This is a genomic window from Azoarcus sp. CIB (assembly GCF_001190925.1).
In the GTDB taxonomy this organism is placed as follows: domain Bacteria; phylum Pseudomonadota; class Gammaproteobacteria; order Burkholderiales; family Rhodocyclaceae; genus Aromatoleum.
Genome location: NZ_CP011072.1, coordinates 4,232,326 through 4,256,978, shown reverse-complemented (window position 1 = coordinate 4,256,978; position 24,653 = coordinate 4,232,326). Strand labels below are relative to the sequence as shown.

Here is a 24,653-nt window from a genome sequence, read left to right as displayed (position 1 = left end):
TCAGGGGTAGAAGGCGTAGATCCGGTATCCGGACGCGCCCAGTCCGTCTGCCGAAAAGGGCAAGGTGACGGCGATGTCGCGTCCGGCGGCGAATCCCTGTTCGAGATCTGCGTCCGGAAACCAGTCCTGCGGCGTGAGTACGCGCCGCACGAGAGGGCGATCCCGGGCGTCGGTCAGGGTCAGTTCGAGGTGCGGCCACGCCAGCGGATGGGGCGCGCGGTTGCGGATCGTTGCGTTCAGGACGAGGTTGGCCGCCTTGCCGGGCTCGGATTGCAAGTCCGAGGATTCGACGCTGATCAGGCCGGCGATGTGCGGCAGTTCGACCGTGCAGCCCAGGGCTTGGCATGCATTTACCAGCACTGGTCGCAGGGATGGCCAGTCCCGTGCGAGGTCGGCGCGGAAAAGATAGAGCAACTGCGCCGCGAGCATCCCGCTCAGCAGGCCGATGGCAAGGCCGGTGAGGCCGTGGCGGGCAGGAGGGGGCGCAGGCGGTGCGTAGTCTGCGAACTCGTCTTCGGTATCCGTCGGTGGTTCGGTGAGCGCAGGCGCGGGTTCTTCGGCATGCGAATCCTCGTCGACGCGTGGTGGCGTCACGAAACCCGGCTCGAGCCGGTCAGGCGACGCAGGGCCGGGCATCAGGGTGTCGGGCGCGTATTCCTCTGCAGGTTCCTGCTGCGACAGATCGTCGTTATCCCGCCATGACCGGTGAGCGGGCGTGTCGGTGTCTTCTTCGCTCCGGTGCTCCGGCTCGGGCGTGCGTTCCTCAGGTTCCTGTCGCGCAACGTTTGCCTCGCGTTGCGCGGCGCGCTGCGGGACGAGCGCGTCGGGCAATTCGAAATCGAGCTCGTCGGAGAACGTGTCCGCCGCCTTGTCTTCGAGTACGAAGAAGCGATCGGAGCGGTCCGGTGCTGGTTCGGGCGCCTTGGGTGCTGCAGGTGAGGTTGCGTCCTCGATAAGGTTGTCCAGTGCGTCGAACGGGAGCAGGCAGCTGCCGCAGCGCACTTGCCCGTGGTGTGCGCGCAGCTGTTCGCTCCGCACCCGGAATACCGTGTGGCAGGCCGGGCAGCGGGCGAGCATCAGTCGTTGCCGGCCCCGGTGGCGGGCCGGGTGCCTTCCAGTCGCGCCCAGCCCTCATGGGTCGTGCCGACGCGCAGTGCGATGAAGGGGGCGTAGGCGGCGATGACCTGATCGGTCTGGGTGTCGAGTACGCCCGACAGCGCGATCCGTCCGCCGGGCGCCACGCGCGCGGCCAGCAGGGGCGCGAGCACGCACAGCGGGTTGGTGAGGATGTTGGCGACGACGATGTCGAACTGCACGTCGAGCGCTTCGCGCGAATGCTGCAGGCGCATCGTCACGCCGTTGCGCTCCGCATTGTCGTGCGCGGCCTCGAGTGCCTTGTCGTCGATGTCGACGCCCAGCACATCGGCAGCGCCCAGCTTTGCCGCGGCAATGCCGAGGATGCCCGAGCCACAGCCGTAATCGAGCACGGCGGCGCCCGACGTGACCGTGTCGCACAGCCACTCGAGGCACAGGCGCGTGGTCGGGTGCGAGCCCGTGCCGAAGGCCATGCCGGGGTCGAGCTCGATGTTGATGGCGGCCGGATCGGGGGCGGTGTGCCAGGAAGGTACGATCCACATCCGGTCGGTGATGCGGATCGGGTCGAACTGGCTTTGCGTGAGTTGTACCCAGTTCTGTTCCGCGACATCTTCGAGCGTGAAGGGCGGCACCGCGTCGAAGCCCGCGTCGGCAGCCGCCCGCGCCAGGGCGACCGTGAGATCGGCGTCGGCGGCGAACAGGGCGATCACGCGACTGTGGTCCCAGAGGCCCTCCGGGTGATGGCCCGGTTCGCCGAACTGCGGCTTCTCGGCATCGGTGCCGGCGTCGGCGTCGTCGATGCTGATGGAGAGCGCGCCCGCCTCCATCAGCGCCTCGGACAAGGCCTCGGCCTTCTTCGCCTCGGCCTGCAGGGTCACGGAAATCCACATGAGCGGCGGCTCCGGCTCGTCAGCTTTTCTTGACTTCGTTGCGGTCGGCCAGCTTGTGCTCCAGGTAATGGATGCTGGTGCCGCCTTCGATGAAGCGCGCGTCGAGCATGAGTTCCTGGTGCAGCGGCACGTTGGTCTTGATGCCCTCGACGACCATCTCCGACAGCGCGATGCGCATGCGGCGGATCGCCTGCTCGCGCGTGTCGCCGTAGGCGATCAGCTTGCCGATCATCGAGTCGTAGTGCTGCGGGATGGTGTAGCCGTTGTAGACGTGCGAATCGACGCGGATGCCCGGGCCGCCCGGCGTGTGCCAGTTGGTGATCTTGCCGGGGCAGGGGGTGAATTTGAACGGATCTTCGGCGTTGATCCGGCACTCGACCGCGTGACCGCGGAAGACGATGTCCTTCTGGCCGAACCACAGCTTTTCGTTTGCCGCGATGCGGATCTGGGCCTGCACGATGTCGATGCCGGTGATCAGTTCGGTGACCGGGTGCTCGACCTGCACGCGCGTGTTCATCTCGATGAAGAAGAACTCGCCGTTTTCGTACAGGAATTCGAAGGTGCCGGCGCCACGATAGCCGATCTTGCGGCAGGCTTCGGCGCAACGCTCGCCGACCTTGGCAATGGCCTTGCGGTCGATGCCGGGCGCGGGCGCCTCCTCGATGACCTTCTGGTGGCGGCGCTGCATCGAGCAGTCGCGTTCGCCCAGATACACCGCGTTGCCGTGAGCGTCGGCAAGAACCTGGATCTCTACATGGCGCGGGTTCTCGAGGAACTTCTCCATGTACACGACCGGGTTGCCGAATGCCGCCTGCGCTTCGGCGCGGGTCGTCTGCACGGCGTTGAGCAGCGCAGCTTCCGTGTGCACCACGCGCATGCCGCGTCCGCCGCCGCCGCCGGCTGCCTTGATGATCACCGGATAGCCGACCGCGCGCGCGATCTTGACGATCTCCTTGGGGTCTTCCGGCAGGGCCCCGTCGGAACCCGGCACGCAGGGCACGCCAGCGGCCTTCATCGCATCCTTCGCGCTGACCTTGTCGCCCATCAGGCGGATCGTTTCGGCGCGCGGGCCGATGAACGCGAAGCCGGACTGTTCGACGCGCTCGGCGAAGTCGGCGTTCTCCGACAGGAAGCCGTAGCCGGGGTGGATCGCTTCGGCGTCGGTGACTTCCGCCGCCGAGATGATGGCCGGCACGTTGAGGTAGCTCAGCGCCGAGGCGGCGGGGCCGATGCACACCGACTCGTCGGCGAGCTTCACGTACTTGGCCTCGGTGTCCGCGACCGAGTGCACGGCGACGGTGCGGATGCCGAGCTCGCGGCAGGCGCGCAGCACCCTCAGCGCAATCTCGCCGCGGTTCGCGATCAGGATCTTATCGAACATGGCGTGCCGATCAGGCGATGACGAACAGCGGCTGGCCGTACTCGACCGGCTGGCCGTTCTCGACCAGGATCGCCTTGATCGTGCCGGTGAACTCCGACTCGATCTCGTTCATGAGCTTCATCGCTTCGATGATGCACAGGCGGTCGCCGATGGCGACGCTCTGGCCGACGTCTGCCAGCGGCTTCGCGCCCGGCGCGCTCGCGCGGTAGAAGGTGCCGACCATCGGCGACTTGACGACGTTGCCGTCGGGTAGGGCGTTGGCCGCTGGCGCCACGACCACATCGTTCGCGGGGACCACAGCCGGAGCGGCCATGGGCGCAGCGGCCAGATAGGCGGGAGCCGCGGGGGCGGCGATGTGTTTGGCGATGCGTACCTTCTCTTCGCCCTCAGTAACCTCCAGTTCGGAAATGCCCGATTCCTGGACGAGGTCGATCAGTTTCTTCAGCTTGCGCAGATCCATGCTGTTCTCCGGACAATGCGGCGCCTTGCTGGGCCGCCAGAGTGGTTTTGTGTTTAGCTTTTCCGCAGTTGCGTCAGGGCGAATTCGAGTGCGGCCATGTAGCCGTATGCGCCCAGCCCGCAGATGACGCCGATGGCGCGATCGGAAAAATAGGAGTGATGCCGGAACGGTTCCCGCGCGTGGATGTTGGACAGGTGCACTTCCACGTAGGGAATCGCTACCGCGGCCAGCGCGTCGCGCAGGGCGACGCTCGTGTGGCTGTAACCGGCCGGGTTGATGATGATGTAGTCGATCGCTTCCACGGCTGCAGCCTGGATGCGGTCGATGAGCTGCCCTTCGTGATTGCTCTGGAAGGACTCGACGACGACTCCGGCTGCACGGGCACGCGCATCCATCGCGGAATGGATGTCGGCCAGCGTGGTGCGGCCATAGACATCGGGTTCGCGAGTGCCGAGGAGGTTCAGGTTGGGGCCGTGCAGAACCAGGATTCGAGTCTGCGGAGGCGGTGGGGCCTCGGTGGTTTTGCTGCGTTTTGAGCGCGTCATGTCGGCAAGTTTGCCGCAGATCGCTGCACTTTGTCCAGTGAAAGCGTTCCGGGTACGTCAGCGCGAAGCGAGGAGTGCGCGAATTTTGCCCTCAAGTTCCGCTTCATTCAAGGTGCCGAGCTTCACGAAATCCAGTTCGCCCTGCCGGTCGAAGATCGCGGTGAACGGGAGTGCCTGGGACGTGTTTCCGAGCGCGCTCGTCACGGCTAGCGTCTGCAGCGGAGCGATCAACAGCGGATAGGGGACCCTGTTGTCCTCGGCGAATCTGCGCACGTTGTCGGGCTGGTCGATGCCGATGCCGACGAATTGCACCGGTGCATCGGCGAAGCGCCGGCTCACGGCGGCGAATTCGGGGATCTCGCGCAGGCAGGGCGGGCACCATGTCGCCCAGAAATTGACCACCAGCACCTTGCCGCGCCACTGCGAGAGCGCCTGGGGCTGACCGTTGCTGTCGGGCAGGCTCAGCGCGAGTATGGGTGCCCCGGCCTCGCGGGCGACCTGCGCCGTCGCAGGGCGAGCGGGCGGCGCGGCGCGCTGGGTGAGATAGCCGGCGAGTCCCGCGGCTGCGGCGACGCCAAGGATCAAGGCGTTGCGGACGAATGGCTTCATGTTGCGACCGGTTCAGCGTGCGGGTTCGGGTTGGGTCTCGCTGCCGCCCTGGGCGAGCAGCGCCTCGACCGTAGGCAGGCGCGCCCTGTCCGCACGCCGTCGGTTGGAACGTTCGGCGTCGGCCGGATGGATCGACAGGCGGATCGGAACCTGTTCCCACTCGAAGCTCAGGATCGCTTCCGGCGCGTGCGGCGCGGGACGGCGCGGTTCGCGGTGTTCGTAGGCAATGTTCTGGTTGAGGAAGAAGATCTCGACTTCCTTGGCGCTCTCCGCGAAGAGTTCGATATCGACCTCCGTGTAGCGACCCGCGGTGCCGTCGAGCGCACCGCCGGTGAGGTAGGGGCGGAAGTCGTCGAGCAGGCGCATCACGCCGATGGCGGCGCGACGCATCTCGAGCACGCGCTCGGCCTGCTCCTCGTCCTGGTAGAGCGCCTGCCAGGCGCGCAGCTCGGCTTCGATCTCGGCGTTGTTGGGCAGGGAATCCGTGTCGGACGCGCCGAGTTGGCGCGCGGCCTTGCGTTTGGCGAAACCGAAATCGCTGATGCCGTCTTCGGCCATCATGCGGGCCGCCGTGGCGGCGATCTCACGCCTCAGGGTTCCGGAGCGGGAGGGGGGCGCGCGGAAAGTCATGGTCGCGAGTCCGGATGAGGGTCGATGTAGAATGCGCACCATTCTACACGGACCCGTTTCACGCACATTGCAGCGGTCCGTCAGTCCCGGAGTTTCGATGCATATCCACATCCTTGGAATCTGCGGCACCTTCATGGGCGGCGTGGCGCTGCTCGCGCGTTCGGCAGGGCATACCGTCACCGGCTGCGACGCGAACGTCTATCCGCCGATGAGCACCCAGCTCGAAGCGCAGGGCATCGGCCTGACGGAAGGCTACGATGGCGCGCAGATCGACCTCGCGCCCGACGTGTTCGTTGTCGGCAATGCCATCTCGCGCGGCAATCCGCTGCTGGAGGCCATTCTCGAGCGCGGCCTCCCCTATGTGTCCGGTCCGCAATGGCTGGCCGAGCATGTCCTGCAGGGGCGCTGGGTGTTGGCCGTCGCGGGCACGCACGGCAAGACCACGACGACCTCCATGCTGGCGTGGATGCTGGAGGACGCCGGGCTGAATCCCGGCTTCCTCGTCGGCGGCGTGCCGGGCAACTTCGGCGTGTCGGCGCGCCTCACCGATTCACCCTTTTTCGTCATCGAGGCGGACGAGTACGACACGGCGTTCTGCGACAAGCGTTCGAAGTTCGTGCATTACCGTCCGCGCACGGCCATCCTCAACAATCTCGAATTCGACCACGCCGACATTTTTTCCGACCTCGCGGCGATCGAGACGCAGTTCCACCACCTCGTGCGGACGATTCCGGCATCCGGCCGCATCCTCGCGAATGGCGGCGAAGAGAGCCTCAAGCGCGTGCTCGCGCGCGGCTGCTGGTCTGAGCTGGAATGGTTCGGCGATGCCGCCCAGTGGTCGGTCGAGCCGGGCGCGGAGGAGGGCGAGGGCGAGGCCGTGTTCAGGTTGCGCGGCGAGGAGCTGGGGCGCATCGCGATGCCGATGTCGGGCAGCCACAATCGCAGCAACGCACTTGCGGCGATTGCTGCGGCCCGGCATGTCGGCGTGACGCCGGCGCAGGCCATCGCGAGTCTCGCGCGCTTCCAGGGGATCAAGCGTCGCATGGAGGTGCGTGGCCGCGTAGACGGGGTCACCGTCTATGACGATTTTGCCCATCATCCGACGGCGATCGCGCTGACGGTCGAAGGCCTGCGTAAACGCGAACCGCAGGGGCGCATCCTCGCCGTGCTGGAGCCGCGTTCCAACACGATGAAGCTCGGGGTGATGAAGAGTCGCCTGCCCGACAGCCTGGCGCTGGCCGATCGCGTCTACTGCTATGCGAACGCTCTCGGCTGGGACGCGGGCGAAGCGCTTGCGCCGCTGGGCGGGCGGGCCGGTACCTTCGATTCGCTGGATGAACTGGTTGCGGCCGTCGTCACCGAGGCCCGCCCCGGCGATCACGTGCTGGTCATGAGCAACGGCGGTTTCGGCGGCGTGCACGACAAGCTGCTCGCCGCTTTGCGCTCCCGCCAGGCGGGTTGACGAAGTGTGGGAGCGGTCGGACGCCTTGTTCCTCCCCCTTCAAGGGGGGAGGTTAGGAGGGGGATGGGTTTCGGTCACGGTTGTTTAACCCATCCCCACCCCAACCCTCCCCCTTGAAGGGGAGGGAGTGACCGCGCTGCCCTCAACCTGACGTCGCCAATTGCCAGCGGGGTTAATAGCATCGCCTAAGCCGCTCCGGCCGACGATCCGGCGCTTCAGTCCTTCTTGCCTTCGAGCTGGCGGGCCTGCTGGTCGGTGATGTACTCGAACACCCTCACGACCTTGCGCACGCCGTCCGTGCGGCGCGCCACCTCGGTCGCGGCGTCCGCCTCGCGGCGCGTCACGATGCCGAGCAGGAATACGGTTCCCGCCTCGGTCACGACCTTGATGTGGTTGGCGCTGAACTGCGCCGAATCGACGAAGCGCGCCTTGACCTTCGACGTGATCAGCGAGTCGTTGCCGCGCGAGGTCAGCGACGAGGTGCCGGCGACCTGGACTTCGTTGACGATGCCCTTGACGTTGGCGATGCCGCCGGCCACGCGCTCCGCTTCGGCGCGGTGCGCCTCGCTGGGGGCTTCCCCGGTGAGCAGCACGTTACGGTTGAAGGACGTCACGTTGATATGCACGGCATCGCCGAGACGATCGCGCAGCGCACTCGAGGTGCGCCATTCGATGCCTTCGTCCTCGACGTAGGCGCCCGAGGTGCGGCGGTCGGCAACCATGGCCGCGCCCGCTCCGACCCCGCCCGCGACGAGCGGGAAGCAGCCCTGCAGCAGCGGCAGCGTCGCCGCTGCGCCCAGGCCGAGAAGCAGGGTGCGCCGGCTGGCTTGAAGGGTCTTGTTGTTCATTAGTCTTCAACTCCGAGTAACAGACAATCGATGCCGTCGCACAGGCAGTGCAGGACGAGCAGATGAACTTCCTGGATGCGTGCCGTGCGCTCAGCGGGTACGCACAGATGGATGTCGCCGTTGCCGAGCATTTCCCCCATCCTGCCGCCGCCCTTGCCGGTCAGCGCGATGACGCGCATCTCGCGTTCGTGGGCGGCCTCGATCGCAGCGATGACGTTGGGAGAGTTGCCGCTGGTCGAGATCGCGAGCAGGACGTCGCCCGGTTGCCCGAGCGCGCGCACCTGCTTGGAAAATACCTGGGTGTAGTCGTAATCGTTGGCGATCGAGGTCAGCGTGGAGGTGTCCGTCGTCAGCGCCACCGCGGCGAGCGGCGGGCGCTCCATCTCGAAGCGATTGACCAGCTCGGCGGCGAAATGTTGCGCATCGGCAGCCGAGCCGCCGTTTCCGCACGCGAGGATCTTGCCGTTGTTGAGCAGACAGCCGGTCATGATCTCCACCGCTCCCGCGATCGGGGCGGCCAGCGCCTCCAGCGAGTCGAGCTTGGTGCGGGCGCTGTCTTCGAATTGTCGGGAGATGCGGTGAATCAGGTCCATGAGGGGCTCGGGTCACTTCTGTCGGGGGCAAAAGTCTAGCACGAGGCGGAGGCCGGTCCCGCCGCTGCCGCCGCGCGGCGCAAGTGTGCCGTGCCCGGCGCTGAAGCGGTGGGCTTCCTTACAGACGCTTACCACGAGTCGGCGTCGAACGCGCCGCGCAGCCATTCCACCGTTGCTTCGTCGAGTGCGCTCATCAGCACTGCGTCGAAGCGGCAGGGGCTTTGTGCGTAGCGCCGGCCCGCGCCCGCGAGCCACCAGCGTGCCGCAAGCACGACGCGCCGGCGCTTTGTCGCGGTGATGCTCGCCGCCGCGCCGCCGAAGCTTGGATTGCTGCGCAGACGGACTTCCACGAACACCACGGTGCCGCGGTCCAGGCACACGAGATCGACTTCTCCGCCGCGGCAGCGGACGTTGCGTGCGAGAGGGGTGAGGCCCCGGCGCGCGAGGAATCGCTCAGCGAGCTCCTCGCCTGCTTTGCCGCGTGCTTGCGTGAGAGGCGCCGGCCGCCGGACAATGCCTTCCCTTTTGCTGCGATCCCCGATGTCCATGTCGAACAGCCCGTCTCCGCTTTCAAGTACGCCGTCATTGTATGTGGTGGCGACTCCGCTCGGGAATCTTCAGGACGTCAGCATGCGTGCGCGGGGCGTTCTGACGGAAGTCGGCGCCATCGCCGCCGAGGATACGCGCCACAGTCAACGCCTGCTCGAGGCGCTGGGCATCCGTACCCGGCTCTTTCCGCTGCATGAGCACAACGAGCAGGCGGCCGTCGGGCAGGTGATCCGGATGCTGGAGGCGGGGCAGAATGTCGCGTTGATCAGCGACGCCGGTACCCCGGCCATCTCGGACCCCGGGGCGCGGGCCGTTGCGCGCGTTCGCGAGGCGGGCTTTCCGGTGGTGCCTATCCCCGGCCCGTGCGCGGCCATTGCGGCACTGTCCGCGTCCGGTTTCGTGGACGACGGTTTTCGCTTCGTCGGCTTCCTGCCGGCCAAGCAGGCGGCGCGGCGGACGCGGATCGAGGAGTTGCGCGCGCAGGCGGTGCCGTTGGTGTTCTACGAATCGCCACACCGCATCGCCGAATGTGTCGCAGATTTGGCTGCGATGCTGGAGCCGTCGCGCGACATCGTGATCGCGCGCGAAATTACGAAGATCTACGAGCAGATCGCCCGCATGCCGCTGGGCGAGGCGTCGGCGTGGCTGGCGGCCGATGCGAACCGTTGCCGCGGGGAGTTCGTGCTGATCGTGGCCGGTGCGCCCGCGACCGAGGGCCTTGCGCCCGATGCCGAACGTGCCCTTGCGCTGCTGCTGGAGGAACTTCCGGTAAAGACCGCTGCGCGGCTCGCTGCCGACATCACCGGCGCGTCGCGCAAGCTGCTGTATGCGCGCGCGCTGGAGCTGAAGGGCAGTTGAGCTCGCATATATAATTGGCGCGACCAACGGCGCCCGCATCCTGATCCTGGAACGTCATGCACAAAATTTCCCTTATCCGCCCCGACGACTGGCATCTGCACGTGCGCGACGGCGCGGCGCTCGCGGCCGTCGTGCCGCACACCGCGCAGCGCTTCGGCCGCGCGCTCATCATGCCCAACCTGCGGCCGCCCGTGACCACGACCGCACAGGCGCTCGAATACCGCGATCGCATCCGCGCGGCGGTGCCGGCCGGCATCGAGTTCGAACCGCTGATGAGCCTGTATCTCACCGACAGCATGGCGCCGGACGAAATCGACCGTGCCCGGGCGAGCGGTGCGGTGGTGGCGGCAAAGCTCTATCCGGCAGGCGCGACGACCAATTCGGACGCCGGCGTGACGGCGATCGAGAAGGTCTATCCGGTGCTGGAACGGATGGAGCGCGTCGGGATGGTGCTGTGCGTGCATGGCGAAGTGACGCAGGGCGATGTCGACGTCTTCGATCGCGAGCAGGTGTTCATCGAGCGCGTGCTTGCCCCGCTGACGCACAGATTTCCGGGGCTGCGAGTTGTGTTCGAGCACATCACGACCGCCGATGCCGCCCAGTTCGTGAAGGCGGCGGGCGACAACGTCGGCGCAACGATCACCGCCCACCACCTGCTGCTTAACCGCAACGCGATCTTCGCCGGCGGCATTCGGCCGCATCATTACTGCCTGCCCGTGCTCAAGCGCGAGACCCACCGGCGCGCGCTGGTCGAAGCAGCGACCTCCGGCAGTGTGAAATTCTTCCTCGGCACCGACTCGGCGCCGCACGCGCGCTCGACGAAAGAGGCAGGCTGCGGCTGTGCGGGCTGCTACACCGCGCATGCCGGAATCGAACTGTACGCCGAGGCCTTCGAGCAGGCCGGGGCGCTGGACAGGCTCGAGGCGTTCGCGAGCCTCAACGGCCCGGCGTTCTATGGTCTGCCGCCCAATTCCGGCTGCATCACGCTAGTGAAGCACGTATGGGAGGTTCCGGCCGCCTACGATTATCTCGCCGGCGACCCGCTGGTGCCCCTGCGTGCCGGCGAGACCATCGCCTGGCGTCTGCTCTGATCGGGAGTTCCTATGCCGAGTGTCCGGACAAAAGCGATTGTCGCGCTGGCGCTGTTGCCCATGCTGGCGGCGTGTGAGAACAGCGCGACCGCCTTCATGATCGAGGGCAGCCAGCACGCCCTGATTCTGGTGCGCGAGAAGCCCTATTTCTGGCAGGGTGCTGTCAATCAGGCGGTCATCGCGTCGCGTTTGCCGCACTGCCAGCGGCGCGTCCCGATCCATCCGGACGGTACCGAACTGACGCCGATGGAAGTGTTCGAGGCGGGCGACCGCCTGTGGGCGCTCCACCAGGGTAGCCGCTGGTACCTCGTCGGGACCGACAAGTGCCAGGTACAGGACTGGGATAACGCCGCGGGTTCGACTCCGGGACCCGCTCTCGGCACCTTCCGCTTCAAGGACGGCGTCGCGACCTTCATCCCTGCGGGCAAGTGAGCGCGCGTCGCGTATAATCGGCAACGGGAAGTTCGCCAGGCAGTCGCTGCGTACCTTGTGTGCGTGGAGGAAAGTCCGGGCCCCGCAGAGCAGGATGCCGGCTAACGGCCGGGCGCCGTGAGGCGACGGAAAGTGCAACAGAAAGCAAACCGCCGATGGCCTGTTCTCAGGCACAGGTAAGGGTGAAATGGTGGGGTAAGAGCCCACCGCAGGACTGGCAACAGGACTGGCACGGTAAACCCCATCCGGGGCAAGGCCAAATAGGGGAGCAATGGCGTGGCTCGCGCTGCTCCCGGGTAGGCTGCTAGAGCGCCGTGGTAACACGGCCCCCAGAGGAATGACTGCCCGGCGGTTGCGGCCCACAGGTCGCGGCCGCTCGACAAAACCCGGCTTATCGGCGAACTTCCCTTCTCCCGTCGAGCTGTTTTTCCCCACTTTCGTGTGTGTTTTCCCACACTTCCCCACTTCGGGCCCGTCCGGCGTCCGAATCTCTACGTTTTTCTCATGAAGTTGCGCTATCTGCCTTGATTTTTCAGGGTTTATGGCGGTGCGTTGCTCGTTCATAAGTCATTGTGTAGCAACGGAAAACTCCCTGGGCGCGGCTTGACCCCCCAATTCCTTTACTCTAAAGTGGGGTCTGGTGGTGAAAAGTGGGTCGATGTGGCATATGCGTGCCGCCTCGACGGGCAAAATCAGGGGGTGGAATGTTCCAGGGAGCCGCTGCGCTCAGTCTCGATGCCAAGGGTCGCGTTGCGATCCCTGCGCGGCATCGTGACGCCCTCGTTCCCGACGGGGCGCCGCTGGTCGTCACTGCCCATCCCCACAAGTGTCTGCTGGTCTATCCGCAAGCGGTCTGGGCGCCGATCCGCGCGCAGGTCGCGGCGATGCCCGGCCTCAACCCCGATGCTGCGGCGCTCAAGCGTCTGCTGATAGGTTTTGCCCAGGAAGAAGAACTCGATGGCGCGGGGCGTGTGCTGATCGCCCCGTCGTCGCGTCAGTGGGCGGGGCTGGACAAGCAGGTGTGGTTGGTCGGACAGGGAACCCACTTCGAATTGTGGTCGGATGCCGGCTGGCAGAAACAGCAGGAGGCGATGCTGGCGCTGTCCGGTGCCGCCCTTCCGGCAGGATTCGAGAGCCTCGCGCTGTGAGCCTGCTGCCCAAGCACGTGACCGTGCTCCTTTCCGAAGCTGTCGATGCGCTGGCGATCCGGCCCGACGGTGTTTACGTCGACGGCACCTTCGGTCGCGGTGGTCACAGTCGGGCGATTCTTGCAGCGCTCGGGCCCGCGGGGCGGCTCATCGCCTTCGATCGCGATCCGTCTGCGATCGAGGTCGGTCGCGAGATCGCCGATCCCCGTCTGACCCTCGTCCATGCGCCTTTCAGTTCGTTCGCCGACGAGCTCGACGGACTCGGCGTCAGCCGGGTCGACGGCGTGCTACTCGATCTTGGCGTGTCCTCTCCGCAGCTCGACGAGCCGGAGCGGGGCATGAGTTTTCGTTTCGATGCGCCGCTCGACATGCGCATGGATACGAGCCGCGGGCAGACCGTGGCGCAATGGCTGGCAGAGGCGTCTGTCGCGCAAATCACGGAGGTGCTCAGGGATTATGGGGAAGAACGGTTTGCTCATGCGATTGCAAAGGCGATTGCAGTTGCTCGGACAGGGGGGGCTGTTGCTACCACTCGACAGCTTGCCGCGATCGTGGAAAAAGCGGTCCGTACACGCGAGCCGGGGCAGCACCCGGCGACTCGCAGTTTCCAGGCTCTACGGATTTTCATCAATCAGGAGCTCGAAGAGCTGTCGCTGATCCTGCCCGATACCGTCGTGCGGCTGAAGCCGGGCGGACGCCTCGTCGTGATCAGTTTTCATTCGCTCGAAGACCGTATCGTCAAGCGTTTCATGCGCGACGGGTCGCGTCCGCCGCAATTGCCGTCGCGTCTGCCGGTGCGTGCAGCGGACCTGCCCAAGCCGCCTCTGGCGTTGGTCGGCAAGGCCGTGCGTCCCGGCGAGGCGGAGGTCGCGGCCAATCCGCGTGCGCGTAGCGCCGTGATGCGCGTGGCCGAGCGTACGGAGGTGCAGGCATGATCCGCGCCGACGCCTTCCTCGTGGCGGTGGCGGTGGCGAGCGCGCTGGGCGTGGTCGCGTCGCAGCACCAGGCCCGCAAGCTGTTTTCGGAACTCGAGCGCGAGCAGTCGCGCGCTCACGGCCTCGAAGTGGAGTGGGACCAGTTGCAGCTCGAGCAGAGCACCTGGGCCGCACATGCGCGCGTCGAGAAGATCGCCCGCGAGCGCATCGGGATGCGCGCGCCGGTGCCGGGGCAGGTCTTTTCGGTCGAGGGGGTCAAATGAGCAAACAGCGGACGGTGACCTTCAATCACAACCCCTTGCTGCGCCACGGCCTGCCTGCCTGGCGTCCGCGCGTGGTGATGCTGGGCCTGATGGCGTGCTCGCTGGCGCTGATCGGGCGCGCGATGTACCTGCAGGGGGTCAATGACGACTTCCTGCAGGCGAAGGGCGAATCGCGCTACGCGCGGGTGCTCGAGGTGCCGGCGACGCGCGGACGCGTCACGGATCGGCACGGCGACATGCTGGCGGTGAGCACCCCGGTGCGTTCGATCTGGGCGATTCCGACCGACGTGAATCTCACTCCGCCGGACGCGCGCAAGCTCGCGGGCCTGCTGGAAATGGACGTGCAGGAACTCAATCGCCGTCTCGCCGCCGGGCGCGATTTCGTCTACCTGAAACGTCAGGTGTCGCCCGAGACTGCACAGCAGATCGCCGATCTGAAACTCGCCGGTGTCCATCAGCAGCAGGAATATCGCCGCTATTACCCTGGTGGTGAGGTGATGGCCCACATGCTGGGCTTCACCGGCGTCGATGACAAGGGGCAGGAGGGCGTCGAACTCGCCTTCGAAGGTGTCCTGGCCGGCAAGGCGGGTGCTCGGCGAGTGATCCGCGACCGTCGCGGGCAGATCATCGAGGACGTCGAAGCCATCCGCGCGCCGCGCGACGGACAGGATCTCGCGTTGTCGATCGACGCCAAGATCCAGTACCTCGCCTATTCGGCGCTGCGCCAGGCGATGCAGACGCACAAGGCGAAGGCCGGCGCGTCGGTGGTGCTCGATGCGCGCACCGGCGAGGTGCTCGCGCTGGTCAATGCACCGACCTATAACCCGAACAATCGCACGAACCTCAGCGGGGCACAGCTGCGCAACCGCGTCCTTACCGACGTGTATGAACCGGGCTCGATCATGAAGCCCTTCATCGTCGGCCTCGCGCTCGATCGCGGGAAGGTTCAGCCCGGCACGATCATCGATACCTCGCCGGGCCGCATGACGATCGGGCGCGCGACGATTTCCGATTCGCACCGCAACGGCGCGCTGACCGTGGCCCAAGTGATCCAGAAGTCGTCCAACATCGGCACCGTCAAGGTTGCGATGCATTTCTCGCCCGACGAGATGTGGCGGCTGTACGACGATCTTGGTTTCGGCAAGCCGCTGAACCTCGGCTTCCCCGGCGAGGCCGGGGGGCGCCTGCGTCCCGCGAAGACGTGGAAGCCGATCGAACAGGCAACGATGTCTTACGGTCACGGCGTTTCCGTGAGCCTCATCCAGATGGCGCACGCCTATCTCGCGTTCGCGCGCGATGGCGAGCTGGTGCCCCTGTCGCTGACCCGTCTCGACGCGCCGCCGGTTGGTGGCAAGCGCATTTTCTCGGCCGCGACGGCGCGCGAGATGCGCGGCATGCTCGAGCTGGCGTCCGCTCCCGGTGGCACCGCGCCCAAGGCGCAGATCGCGGGCTACCGCGTGGCGGGCAAGACCGGTACGGCGATCAAGCTGGAAGGGGCGCACTACACGAACAAATATGTATCGTCCTATGTCGGACTGGCCCCGGTCTCCGACCCCCGGCTTATCGTTGCCGTGATGATCGACGAACCGTCTGCGGGACAGTATTACGGCGGTGCGGTTGCGGCGCCGGTGTTTGCCCAGATTACCGAAGGCGCGCTGCGTGCGCTCGGCGTGGCGCCCGACGCCCCGTTGGTGCCGCTGCAACTCGCGCAGAAGCAGGGGATTGTCGTGCCTTCGCGGGAGAACATGTGAGCCTCGACCTCGCATCCGCGATCCTCGAACGCCTTCACGAGGCCGGTGTCGTGCCGGCCAGCATCACGGCCGATTCGCGCCGCGTAAGCGGGGGTGATGTCTTCGCCGCGTGGCCCGGGCTGGCCTCGGATGGACGCAAATTCATCGGCGCCGCAGTCGAACGCGGCGCTGCCGCCGTGCTGTGGGACGACCGCGGCGGTTTCCGCGTGGACGGCTTGCCGGTCCCGTCAATTCCCGTCGCGGAACTGCGCCGCGTCGGAGGTTATCTCGCGCACCTGATCCACGGTCGCCCTTCCGACAGGCTGTGGACCGTCGGGGTGACCGGCACCAACGGCAAGACGACCGTCACCCAGTGGCTGGCGGCTGCGTTGGCACGGCTCGGCGAAAAGTGCGGCGTCATCGGAACGCTGGGCAACGGCTTCCCCGGGCAGCTTGTCGATACGCTGAACACGACACCGGATGCGCTCGAAGTCCATCGCGTCCTGCGCGACTTCCTGTCTGCGGGCGGGAGCGCGGCGACGATGGAAGTGTCGTCGATCGGCCTCGACCAGGAGCGCGTCAATGCGGTCGCTTTCGACGTCGCCGTGTTCACGAACCTGACCCGCGATCACCTCGATTATCACGGCACGATGGAAGCCTACGGTGCCGCCAAGGCCCGGCTGTTCGACCAGCCCGGCTTGGGCTGCGCGGTGGTCAATCTGGACGATGCCTTCGGTCTGGATCAGGCGCGTCGTCTGGCCGGCGCCGGGCTGCCGGTGATCGGTTACACCCAGTCCGCCACGGCGACGCCCGTGCATGGTGTGCGCCTGCTGAGCGCGCAGGATGTCCGGATGTCGGCGTCGGGGTTGCGCTTCGCGATCGCTTTTGAAGGCGTGCGGCGCGAACTGGACGTGCGCATGGTGGCGCCGTTCAACGTGTCCAACCTGCTCGCGGTTGCCGGGGCGCTGCTCGCGCGCGGTTTGCCGCTGGACGAGATCGTGCATGCGGTCGCGCATCTGACGCCGCCGCAGGGGCGCATGCAGCTTGTGGGTGGTGTGGCCGAGCCGCTGATCGTCGTCGATTACGCGCATACGCCGGACGCGCTGGCGAAAGTGCTCGAGTCCGTGCGCGCGACGGTCGCGACGCGTGGCGGACGTCTCGTGTGCGTGTTCGGTTGCGGCGGCGACCGCGATCCGGGCAAGCGCCCGCTGATGGGCGAGGTCGTGCGCGAGCGGGCCGATCGGGTGATCGTCACCAGCGACAATCCGCGCACCGAGGATCCGGCGAAGATCATCGACGCCATCATGCAGGGCGCGGGTCCGCAAGTGGAGCGGGTGATCGACCGGGCGCAGGCGATCCGCATCGCGGTCGGAGAAGCCGGCGCCGACGATGTCGTCGTGCTCGCCGGCAAGGGGCACGAACCTTATCAGGAGATCCTGGGCGTGCGTCTGCCCTTTTCGGATGTCGAGCAGGCACAGATCGCCCTGCGCGAGTGGAATCGACTCAAGGGGGCGGGCGCGTGCTGAGCCTCCAGGAAGTAGGGCAACTCGGCGGTTTTCGCGTGGTCGGCGACGCGACCTTCTCGTGCGTCGGCACCGACAGCCGGCGCATCCGGCCCGGCCAGCTGTTCGTCGCGCTGCGTGGCGAGCATTTCGACGGTCACGACTTCGTCGAACAGGCCGCGGCGGAGGGGGCGGCTGCCGCGCTGGTCGACGAGGCGTGGCAGCGCGAGCATGAGGACATCGAGTTTCCGCGCCTCGTCGTGAGCGATACCCGCTTCGCGCTCGGCACCCTCGCGGCGCACTGGCGTAGCCGCTTCGACATCCCGTTGATCGGGGTGACGGGCAGCAACGGCAAGACCACGGTCAAGGAAATGTGCGCCGCGATCATGCGCGCCCAGGCTCGACATGACGGGCATACGGCGGACTGTGTCCTCGCGACGACTGGCAACCTCAACAACGACATCGGGCTGCCGCTGACCTTGCTCGAGATGCGCGATCACCACCGTGCGGCGGTGATCGAGATGGGCATGAACCATCCGGGCGAGATCGGCTACCTGACCGCCCTGGCCCGACCGACCGTGGCGATCGTAACGAACGCGCAGCGTGCCCATCTGCAGGGCATGGGGTCGCTCGTGGAGATTGCGAAGGAGAAGGGGGCCATCTACGGCGGGCTGGGCGAGAGCGGTGTGGCGGTCGTGAATGCCGACGATTCCCACTGCGCGCTGTGGCGGGAGCTGAACCGCGGACGCACCGTCGTCACTTTCGCGACCGGCCAAGTGGCGGACGTGAAGGCGGAGGCCGATCTTCATGGCCTCGGCGCCCGCCTCACGCTGAGCACTTCCGCGAGCAGTGTGGCGTTTGACCTGCCGGTGCCGGGTGAGCACAACGTGCGCAACGCGGCAGGTGCCGCTGCGGCATGCCTTGCCGCCGGGGCGTCACTGGCTGCGGTGGTCGAGGGGTTGTCCGGTTTCAGCGGTGCGCCGGGCCGCCTGCAGCGGCGCGCCGGTCTCAACGGTGCGCTGGTCATCGACGACACATACAACGCGAATCCCGACTCCGTGCGCGCCGCGATCGACGTGCTGGCCTCGACGGCCGGGCATACGGTGCTGGCGCTCGGCGACATGGGCGAAGTCGGCACGACCAGCGCGCAACTGCATGACGAGGTCGGAGGCTACGCCAAGAGCAAGGGCGTGGACGAGCTCTACGCGCTGGGTGAAATGAGCGCGGTCGCGGCGCACAACTTCGGCGAGGGCGGGCAGAAATTCGCGACCGCCGAGTCCTTGTTGGCTGCCTTGGCGCCGCGACTCGATGCGAACACGGTGGTGCTGGTGAAGGGCTCCCGTTTCATGCGGATGGAGCGGGTGGCGAACGGGCTTGCGGCGGTGCACAATGGCGCCCCTTCACAGGAGTCTCATTAGTCCATGCTGCTCGAACTCGCCCTCTGGCTGGGTCAGGATATCCGCACCTTCAATGTGCTCGGCTACATTACGCTGCGCACGGTCCTTGCCGCGCTCACCGCGCTGATCATTTCCTTCGTCTTCGGCCCGTCGCTGATCCGCTGGTTGGCAGCGAAGAAGATCGGCCAGGCCGTGCGCGACGACGGCCCGAAGTCGCACCTCACCAAGGCCGGCACCCCCACGATGGGCGGCGCGCTGATCCTCATCGCGATCGCGGTCACGACGCTGCTGTGGGGCGATCTGCGCAACCAGTACGTGTGGGTGACACTGCTCGTCACGCTGGGCTTCGGCGTGGTCGGTTGGGTCGATGACTGGCGCAAGGTCGTGCATCGCGACCCGAAGGGCCTGGCGAGCCGCTGGAAGTACCTGTGGACCTCGCTGATCGCGCTGGCCGCAGCGCTGTTCCTCGGGCTGACGGCGCACGAGCCGGCGCAGACCGAACTGATCGTGCCCTTCTTCAAGGCCGTGTCGTACCCGCTGGGCATCTACGGCTTCATCGCCCTTTCGTATTTCGTCATCAACGGCACGAGCCACGCGGTGAACCTCACCGACGGCCTCGACGGCCTCGCGATCATGCCGACCGTGATGGTCGCCGGCGCGCTCGCGATCTTCGCCTACGTCGCCGGCCATGCCGGATTCTCGAAGTATCTCGGCGTGCCCTACATCAACGGCGCGGGAGAGCTCGCCGTATTCTGCGGCGCCCTGTGCGGAGCGGGGCTTGGTTTTCTGTGGTTCAACGCCTATCCGGCGGAAGTCTTCATGGGCGACGTCGGTGCGCTGGCGCTGGGGGCCGCGCTGGGAACGGTCGCGGTCGTCGTGCGGCAGGAGATTGTGCTCTTCATCATGGGCGGCCTCTTCGTCGCCGAGACGATGTCGGTGATGGCGCAGGTGCTGTACTTCAAGTACAGCGGCGGCAAGCGCATCTTCCGCATGGCGCCTCTGCATCACCACTACGAGCTGGGCGGCTGGAAGGAAACCCAGGTCGTAGTGCGCTTCTGGATCATCACGATCATGCTCGTGCTGTTCGGCCTTTCGACCCTGAAGCTGAGATGAGCGCCGCATCCGACAAGCTCGTGCTGGTTCTCGGGCTCGGCGAGTCCGGCCTGGCGATGGCACAATGGTGCGCACGGCAGGGCGCGCGCGTGCGCGTGGCCGACAGCCGCCGCGAGCCGCCGGGCCTCTCCGTGCTCAGGGCGAGCGTGCCGGTGGCCGAGATCGTCCTCGGCGAGTTCTCCGACAGCCTCCTCGACGGCGTTGCGCGCATTGCGCTCAGCCCGGGCGTCGACGCGCGCACCCCGGTGCTGGCCGAAGCGCGTCGCCGCGGCATCGCGATCGTCGGCGAGATGACGCTGCTTGCCGAAGCGCTCGCCGGGCAGGAGCGCTCCCGTACCCGAATCCTTGCGATCACGGGCACGAACGGCAAGACCACGACCACCGCGTTGACGGCGGCGCTGTGCCGTGCGGCCGGACTGGATGCCGTCGCCGCCGGCAACATCAGCCCGGCTGCGCTGACCGTGCTCATGGAGCGGATGGATCGCGGCGCAGCGCTCCCCGAATGCTGGGTGCTGGAGCTGTCGAGCTTCCAGCTCGAAACCACCGCCGGCCTGAATGCCGAAGGCGCGACGGTGCTGAACGTCACGGACGATCATCTCGACCGCCACGGCGACCTCGAGCGCTACGCGGCCATCAAGGCGCACATCTTCGACGGCGGTGGCGCGCAGGTGCTCAACCGCCAGGACGCGCGCGTGATGGGGATGGCGCAGGCCGGGCGGCGCGTCGTGTCCTTCGGTACCGACGTTCCGACGGGACCCGACGATTACGGCATTGTCACCGACGCGGACGGCGCCGCATGGCTCGCCTGCGGCGGCCAGCGCCTCGTGCCCATCGCCGAACTTCCTATCGCAGGTGCGCACAATGCGGCGAACGCGATGGCGGCACTGGCGCTCGCCCGCACGATCGACCTTCCCTATCCCGCGCTCATCGAGGGTCTGAAGGCCTTCCGCGGTCTGCCGCACCGGGTCGAGCCCGTTGCGCGGCGTACCGACGGCGTGGTGTTCTACGACGATTCCAAGGGCACCAATGTGGGCGCCACGCTGGCCGCGCTGGAAGGTCTGGGCCGGCCGGTCGTCCTGATCGCCGGCGGTGATGGGAAGGGGCAGGATTTTTCGCCCCTGCGCGAGGCCGTTGCGCGCCACGCCCGTGCCGTCATCCTCATCGGTCGCGATGCCGCACTCATCGATGCGGCGCTGGCGGGTTCGGGTGTGCCGACCGAGCGTGCGGCCGACATGGATGCGGCCGTTGCCCACGCTGCGACGCTCGCGCAACGGGGCGATGTCGTGCTGCTTTCGCCCGCCTGCGCGAGTCTCGACATGTTCCGCAACTATGCCCATCGCGCCGAGGTGTTCGTGGCGGCAGTGCTTCGTCAGCCGGGGGTGAGCGCGACATGAAATTCGTGACGGCCCTCAGCGGCTTGATCGCCTCGCGCAACACCGGCGGCATCGGTTCGGACACGAGCCGCGCGGTCAATCGCCTGATGCGCCCTCAGACACCCGCTCGCGACCTCGATCCGCTGCTGATCTGGTCCGCGGCCGCGCTGCTGCTGATCGGTCTCGTGATGGTCTATTCCTCGTCCATCGCGATCGCCGAAGGTAGCAAGTTCACCGGTTACCAGCCGTACTACTTCGTGATCCGCCACGCGATCTTCCTCTCGATCGGCGTGGTCGCTGGTCTGATGGCCTTCCAGGTGACGATGCGCCAGTGGCAGCAGTTTGCGCCGCTGCTGTTCCTGGCCGGCCTCGCATTGTTGGTCGTCGTGCTGATCCCCGGCGTCGGCCGGGAAGTCAACGGTGCGCAGCGCTGGCTGCCGCTCGGTCCGGTCAATCTGCAACCGTCCGAGCTGATGAAGCTCTTCGCCGCGCTGTATGCCGCGGATTACACGGTGCGCAAGCTCCCAGACATGGGCAGCTTCCGGCGCGGCTTCCTGCCGATGGCGATCACCATCGTTCTCGTCGGCTTCCTGCTGCTGCGCGAGCCGGACTTCGGCGCCTTCGTCGTCGTCGCCGCGATCGCCTTCGGGGTGCTGTTCCTCGGCGGCATCAACGTGCGCGTCTTCGTCCTCCTCGCAATCGTCGCGGTGATCGGCCTCGCGCTGCTGGTCTGGCTCTCGCCCTACCGCCGCGACCGCCTGTTCGGCTTCATGGACCCGTGGCAGGACGCCTTCGGCAAGGGTTACCAGTTGTCGCACGCGCTGATCGCATTCGGCCGCGGCGAGTGGTTCGGCGTCGGCCTCGGCGCGAGTGTCGAAAAGCTCTTCTACCTGCCCGAAGCGCACACCGACTTCCTGCTTGCGGTGATCGCCGAGGAACTCGGTTTCGTCGGCGTGCTGACCATCGTCGTCCTGTTCGCGATCCTCGTGCATCGCGCGATGATGATCGGACGCGAGGCGATCAAGCTCGAACGTTACTTCTCGGGCCTGGTGGCGATGGGCATCGGTCTGTGGATCGGCGTGCAGTCCTTCATCAACATGGGCGTGAATACGGGCCTCCTGCCCACCAAGGGGCTCACGCTTCCCCTGATGAGCTTCGGCGGCTCGGGCATCGTCGCGAACTGTCTCGCGCTCGCGATACTGCTGCGCGTTGACTGGGAGAATCGGCAAGTGATGCGGGGGCGCTCATGAAGACGCTCCTCGTGATGGCCGGTGGCACGGGCGGTCACATCTTCCCCGGCATCGCCGTGGCGGAAGTCCTGCGCGCGCGCGGCTGGCGCATCGTGTGGATGGGCAACCCCGACGGCATGGAGGCGCGCCTCGTCCCCGAGCGTGGCTACGAAACCGCATGGGTGCGCTTCACCGCGCTGCGCGGCAAGGGCATCCTGCGCAAGCTGCTGTTGCCGCTGAACCTGCTGCGCGGATTCTGGCAGGCCTTGCGTGAGCTGGGACGCATCCGGCCCGACGTCGTGCTCGGCATGGGGGGCTACGTGACCTTTCCTGGCGGCATGATGGCCGCGCTTACGGGCCGTCCGTTGGCGCTGCACGAACAGAACTCTGTTGCCGGGCTCGCGAACCGCGTGCTCGCCGGCGTCGCAGACCGGGTCCTGGCCGGCTTCCCGAAGGTGCTGAAGAAGGCCGCCTGGGTCGGCAACCCGGTGCGTGCCGACATTGCGGCCGTCCCGGCACCCGCCGAGCGCTTTGCCGGCCGGAGCGGCGCCCTCAGGGTGCTTGTGGTCGGCGGCAGTCTGGGCGCAGCGGTGCTCAACGAAACGGTGCCGCAGGCGCTCGCACGCATGAAGCCGACCGAGCGCCCGCTCGTCACGCACCAGGCCGGCACGAAGCAGCTCGACGCGCTGCGCAACGCTTACGCCGCTGCGGGCGTCGAAGGCGAGTTGCTGCCATTCATCGACGACATGGCGACGAAATACGCCGAAGCCGATCTCGTCATCTGCCGTGCGGGTGCGCTGACCGTCGCGGAGCTGGCGGCGGCGGGCGCCGCGAGCCTGCTGGTGCCCTTCCCGCACGCGGTAGACGATCACCAGACCGGCAACGCGCGATTCCTCGCCGATCAGGGAGCGGCATACCTGCTCCCGCAAACCGAACTCAACGCCGAGCGGCTGGCGGGCATTCTGGCGAGCCTCGATCGCACGCGCCTGCTCGACATGGCCACGAAGGCTCGCGCGCTGGCAAAGCCGCATGCCGCCGAGGCGGTCGCGAAGGTCTGCGAAGACCTCGCGGCAGGGAGAAAGCAATGAAGCACAAAGTCAAACGCATCCATTTCGTCGGTATCGGCGGTGCCGGCATGAGCGGCATCGCCGAGGTGCTGGTCAACCTCGGCTACACGGTCAGCGGCTCGGATCTCGGCGAGAATGCAGCGACGCGCCGCCTGCGCGCACTTGGCGCGCGTGTCGTCTCCGGCCACGCGGCCGAAAACGTCGCCCAAGCCGATGCCGTCGTGATCTCCACCGCGGTGCGCAACGATAATCCCGAAGTCACGGCCGCGCGCGCACGACACATCCCGGTGGTGCCTCGTGCCCAGATGCTCGCCGAGCTGATGCGCCTCAAGCAGGGCATCGCGATCGCGGGCACCCACGGCAAGACCACGACGACCTCGCTCGTCGCGAGCATCCTCGCGGAGGGCGGCCTGGATCCCACCTTCGTGATCGGTGGCAAGCTCAACGCAGCGGGCGCGAACGCGCGGCTCGGCAAGGGCGATTTCCTTGTCGCCGAGGCGGACGAGTCCGACGCATCCTTCCTGCTGCTCACGCCGGTGATCTCGGTCGTCACGAACATCGACGCCGATCACATGGACACCTACGGGCACGATTTCGCCCGCCTCAAGCAGGCCTTCGTCGATTTCCTGCAGCACCTGCCGTTCTACGGCGTCGCGGTACTGTGCGAGGACGACCCGCACGTGCGTTCGATCATGCCGCTGGTGTCGAAGCAGATCGTCCGCTACGGCCTGTCGGAGACCGCGAACATCCGCGCCGAGAACATCCGTGCCGAAGGCGGCCGCATGCTGTTCGACGCCGTCCGCGTGAACGGCACGATCAGCCGCCTGCCGATCGAACTGAACCTGCCGGGCCTGCACAACGTGCTCAACGCGCTCGCCGCGATCGCCGTGGCCACCGAGGCGCAGGTGCCGGACGAGGCGATCATCAAGGCGCTCTCCGAGTTCAAGGGGGTCGGGCGGAGATTCCAGCGCTACGGCGAGATTCCTCTGCGCGGCGAGGATGGCAGCGAGCGCGGCAGCTTTACGCTGGTCGACGATTACGGCCACCACCCGGTCGAGATGGCAGCGACGCTGGCCGCCGCGCGCGGCGCATTCCCCGGCCGCCGCCTCGTCCTCGCCTTCCAGCCGCACCGCTATACGCGCACGCGCGACTGCTTCGAGGACTTCGTCAAGGTGTTGTCGACCGTCGACGCCCTGCTGTTGGCCGAGGTGTATGCCGCCGGCGAAGCGCCGGTCGTCGCGGCGGACGGGCGTTCGCTGGCGCGCGCGATCCGCGTGTCGGGCAAGGTCGAGCCGGTCTTCGTCGAGGATATCGGCGACATGCCTGCGACGATCCTCTCGGCGGTGCGCGACGGCGACGTGGTGATCACGATGGGGGCGGGCTCGATCGGCGCCGTGCCCGGAAAACTGGCGAACAACGAGGAAGTGGCGTGAGCGGCGAAGTGATGGACAAG

At 67.1% G+C, this 24,653-nt stretch carries 25 protein-coding genes and 1 other RNA gene; 16 read left to right on the top strand and 10 right to left on the bottom strand.

Annotated features, from left to right (window positions below; all coding sequences use genetic code 11):
• The 7 genes from AzCIB_RS24740 to AzCIB_RS19010 are packed head-to-tail and all read right to left on the bottom strand — an operon-like array spanning position 1 to position 5,610.
• Complete coding sequence (locus AzCIB_RS24740) at positions 1 to 1,077, bottom strand: zinc-ribbon and DUF3426 domain-containing protein (protein WP_050417342.1); 1,077 nt, start codon at positions 1,075 to 1,077, stop codon at positions 1 to 3.
• Positions 1,077 to 1,985, bottom strand: a complete 909-nt coding sequence (prmA, locus tag AzCIB_RS19035) for a 50S ribosomal protein L11 methyltransferase (protein WP_050417341.1) — start codon at positions 1,983 to 1,985, stop codon at positions 1,077 to 1,079. Before prmA ends, AzCIB_RS24740 begins: the two co-directional genes overlap by 1 nt.
• A 19-nt stretch (positions 1,986 to 2,004) precedes the next feature.
• A complete protein-coding gene (gene accC, locus AzCIB_RS19030) occupies positions 2,005 to 3,366 on the bottom strand; it encodes an acetyl-CoA carboxylase biotin carboxylase subunit (RefSeq protein ID WP_050417340.1) in 1,362 nt (453 codons plus the stop codon).
• 10 nt (positions 3,367 to 3,376) lie between these two features.
• Positions 3,377 to 3,826 carry an acetyl-CoA carboxylase biotin carboxyl carrier protein gene (gene accB / locus AzCIB_RS19025; RefSeq protein ID WP_050417339.1) on the bottom strand — a complete coding sequence of 150 codons (450 nt, stop codon included), beginning with the start codon at positions 3,824 to 3,826 and terminating at the stop codon, positions 3,377 to 3,379.
• A gap of 53 nt (positions 3,827 to 3,879) precedes the next feature.
• Positions 3,880 to 4,371 (bottom strand): type II 3-dehydroquinate dehydratase, encoded by a 492-nt coding sequence (gene aroQ, locus AzCIB_RS19020; protein ID WP_050417338.1) that lies wholly within the window; start codon positions 4,369 to 4,371, stop codon positions 3,880 to 3,882.
• 57 nt (positions 4,372 to 4,428) lie between these two features.
• Positions 4,429 to 4,980: a TlpA family protein disulfide reductase gene (locus AzCIB_RS19015; protein ID WP_050417337.1), complete on the bottom strand. Its 552-nt coding sequence runs from the start codon at positions 4,978 to 4,980 to the stop codon at positions 4,429 to 4,431.
• A 12-nt stretch (positions 4,981 to 4,992) separates the two neighbouring features.
• The gene (locus AzCIB_RS19010; protein ID WP_050417336.1) at positions 4,993 to 5,610 is read right to left on the bottom strand and encodes a hypothetical protein; all 618 of its coding nucleotides are present in this window, start codon (positions 5,608 to 5,610) and stop codon (positions 4,993 to 4,995) included.
• 97 nt (positions 5,611 to 5,707) lie between these two features.
• Here AzCIB_RS19010 and mpl point away from each other — a divergent pair, with 97 nt between their 5' ends.
• The gene (mpl, locus tag AzCIB_RS19005) at positions 5,708 to 7,072 is read left to right on the top strand and encodes a UDP-N-acetylmuramate:L-alanyl-gamma-D-glutamyl-meso-diaminopimelate ligase (RefSeq protein ID WP_050417335.1); all 1,365 of its coding nucleotides are present in this window, start codon (positions 5,708 to 5,710) and stop codon (positions 7,070 to 7,072) included.
• Between the two features lie 215 nt (positions 7,073 to 7,287).
• Here mpl and AzCIB_RS19000 read toward each other — a convergent pair whose 3' ends face one another.
• The 3 genes from AzCIB_RS19000 to AzCIB_RS18990 all read right to left on the bottom strand — a co-directional run bounded on the left by AzCIB_RS19000 (position 7,288) and on the right by AzCIB_RS18990 (position 9,061).
• On the bottom strand, positions 7,288 to 7,920 hold the full coding sequence (locus AzCIB_RS19000; RefSeq protein ID WP_050417334.1) for a BON domain-containing protein: 633 nt from the start codon (positions 7,918 to 7,920) through the stop codon (positions 7,288 to 7,290).
• Positions 7,920 to 8,513, bottom strand: coding sequence for a phosphoheptose isomerase (locus AzCIB_RS18995; protein ID WP_050417333.1), 594 nt, complete (start codon positions 8,511 to 8,513; stop codon positions 7,920 to 7,922). Before AzCIB_RS18995 ends, AzCIB_RS19000 begins: the two co-directional genes overlap by 1 nt.
• Positions 8,514 to 8,641: 128 nt before the next feature.
• Positions 8,642 to 9,061, bottom strand: a complete 420-nt coding sequence (locus AzCIB_RS18990; protein ID WP_050417332.1) for a YraN family protein — start codon at positions 9,059 to 9,061, stop codon at positions 8,642 to 8,644.
• Here AzCIB_RS18990 and rsmI point away from each other — a divergent pair.
• The 15 genes from rsmI to murC all read left to right on the top strand — a co-directional run bounded on the left by rsmI (position 9,054) and on the right by murC (position 24,633).
• Positions 9,054 to 9,920 (top strand): 16S rRNA (cytidine(1402)-2'-O)-methyltransferase, encoded by an 867-nt coding sequence (rsmI, locus tag AzCIB_RS18985; RefSeq protein WP_232299269.1) that lies wholly within the window; start codon positions 9,054 to 9,056, stop codon positions 9,918 to 9,920. The two genes, AzCIB_RS18990 and rsmI, sit on opposite strands and share 8 nt — an antisense overlap.
• Positions 9,921 to 9,976: 56 nt before the next feature.
• On the top strand, positions 9,977 to 11,011 hold the full coding sequence (gene pyrC / locus AzCIB_RS18980) for a dihydroorotase (RefSeq protein ID WP_050417330.1): 1,035 nt from the start codon (positions 9,977 to 9,979) through the stop codon (positions 11,009 to 11,011).
• Between the two features lie 12 nt (positions 11,012 to 11,023).
• On the top strand, positions 11,024 to 11,443 hold the full coding sequence (locus AzCIB_RS18975; protein WP_050417329.1) for a hypothetical protein: 420 nt from the start codon (positions 11,024 to 11,026) through the stop codon (positions 11,441 to 11,443).
• A gap of 27 nt (positions 11,444 to 11,470) precedes the next feature.
• Positions 11,471 to 11,853, top strand: an RNA gene (gene rnpB / locus AzCIB_RS23565) — RNase P RNA component class A.
• A 294-nt stretch (positions 11,854 to 12,147) separates the two neighbouring features.
• Positions 12,148 to 12,591 carry a division/cell wall cluster transcriptional repressor MraZ gene (gene mraZ, locus AzCIB_RS18970; RefSeq protein WP_050417328.1) on the top strand — a complete coding sequence of 148 codons (444 nt, stop codon included), beginning with the start codon at positions 12,148 to 12,150 and terminating at the stop codon, positions 12,589 to 12,591.
• A complete protein-coding gene (gene rsmH, locus AzCIB_RS18965) occupies positions 12,588 to 13,526 on the top strand; it encodes a 16S rRNA (cytosine(1402)-N(4))-methyltransferase RsmH (protein ID WP_050417327.1) in 939 nt (312 codons plus the stop codon). The genes mraZ and rsmH overlap by 4 nt, the downstream gene beginning before the upstream one ends.
• Positions 13,523 to 13,789 carry a cell division protein FtsL gene (gene ftsL / locus AzCIB_RS18960; protein ID WP_050417326.1) on the top strand — a complete coding sequence of 89 codons (267 nt, stop codon included), beginning with the start codon at positions 13,523 to 13,525 and terminating at the stop codon, positions 13,787 to 13,789. Before rsmH ends, ftsL begins: the two co-directional genes overlap by 4 nt.
• Entirely contained in the window at positions 13,786 to 15,540 is a 1,755-nt protein-coding gene (locus tag AzCIB_RS18955; RefSeq protein WP_050417325.1) for a peptidoglycan D,D-transpeptidase FtsI family protein, read from the top strand. The genes ftsL and AzCIB_RS18955 overlap by 4 nt, the downstream gene beginning before the upstream one ends.
• Positions 15,537 to 17,045: a UDP-N-acetylmuramoyl-L-alanyl-D-glutamate--2,6-diaminopimelate ligase gene (locus AzCIB_RS18950; protein WP_050417324.1), complete on the top strand. Its 1,509-nt coding sequence runs from the start codon at positions 15,537 to 15,539 to the stop codon at positions 17,043 to 17,045. Before AzCIB_RS18955 ends, AzCIB_RS18950 begins: the two co-directional genes overlap by 4 nt.
• The gene (locus AzCIB_RS18945; protein ID WP_050417323.1) at positions 17,039 to 18,439 is read left to right on the top strand and encodes a UDP-N-acetylmuramoyl-tripeptide--D-alanyl-D-alanine ligase; all 1,401 of its coding nucleotides are present in this window, start codon (positions 17,039 to 17,041) and stop codon (positions 18,437 to 18,439) included. Before AzCIB_RS18950 ends, AzCIB_RS18945 begins: the two co-directional genes overlap by 7 nt.
• Before the next feature lie 3 nt (positions 18,440 to 18,442).
• The gene (mraY, locus tag AzCIB_RS18940) at positions 18,443 to 19,531 is read left to right on the top strand and encodes a phospho-N-acetylmuramoyl-pentapeptide-transferase (RefSeq protein WP_050417322.1); all 1,089 of its coding nucleotides are present in this window, start codon (positions 18,443 to 18,445) and stop codon (positions 19,529 to 19,531) included.
• Entirely contained in the window at positions 19,528 to 20,925 is a 1,398-nt protein-coding gene (murD, locus tag AzCIB_RS18935; RefSeq protein WP_050417321.1) for a UDP-N-acetylmuramoyl-L-alanine--D-glutamate ligase, read from the top strand. Before mraY ends, murD begins: the two co-directional genes overlap by 4 nt.
• A complete protein-coding gene (ftsW, locus tag AzCIB_RS18930; RefSeq protein ID WP_050417320.1) occupies positions 20,922 to 22,154 on the top strand; it encodes a putative lipid II flippase FtsW in 1,233 nt (410 codons plus the stop codon). The genes murD and ftsW overlap by 4 nt, the downstream gene beginning before the upstream one ends.
• Positions 22,151 to 23,221 carry an undecaprenyldiphospho-muramoylpentapeptide beta-N-acetylglucosaminyltransferase gene (gene murG, locus AzCIB_RS18925; RefSeq protein WP_050417319.1) on the top strand — a complete coding sequence of 357 codons (1,071 nt, stop codon included), beginning with the start codon at positions 22,151 to 22,153 and terminating at the stop codon, positions 23,219 to 23,221. Before ftsW ends, murG begins: the two co-directional genes overlap by 4 nt.
• Entirely contained in the window at positions 23,218 to 24,633 is a 1,416-nt protein-coding gene (murC, locus tag AzCIB_RS18920; protein ID WP_050417318.1) for a UDP-N-acetylmuramate--L-alanine ligase, read from the top strand. The genes murG and murC overlap by 4 nt, the downstream gene beginning before the upstream one ends.
• Positions 24,634 to 24,653 lie beyond the last annotated feature (20 nt).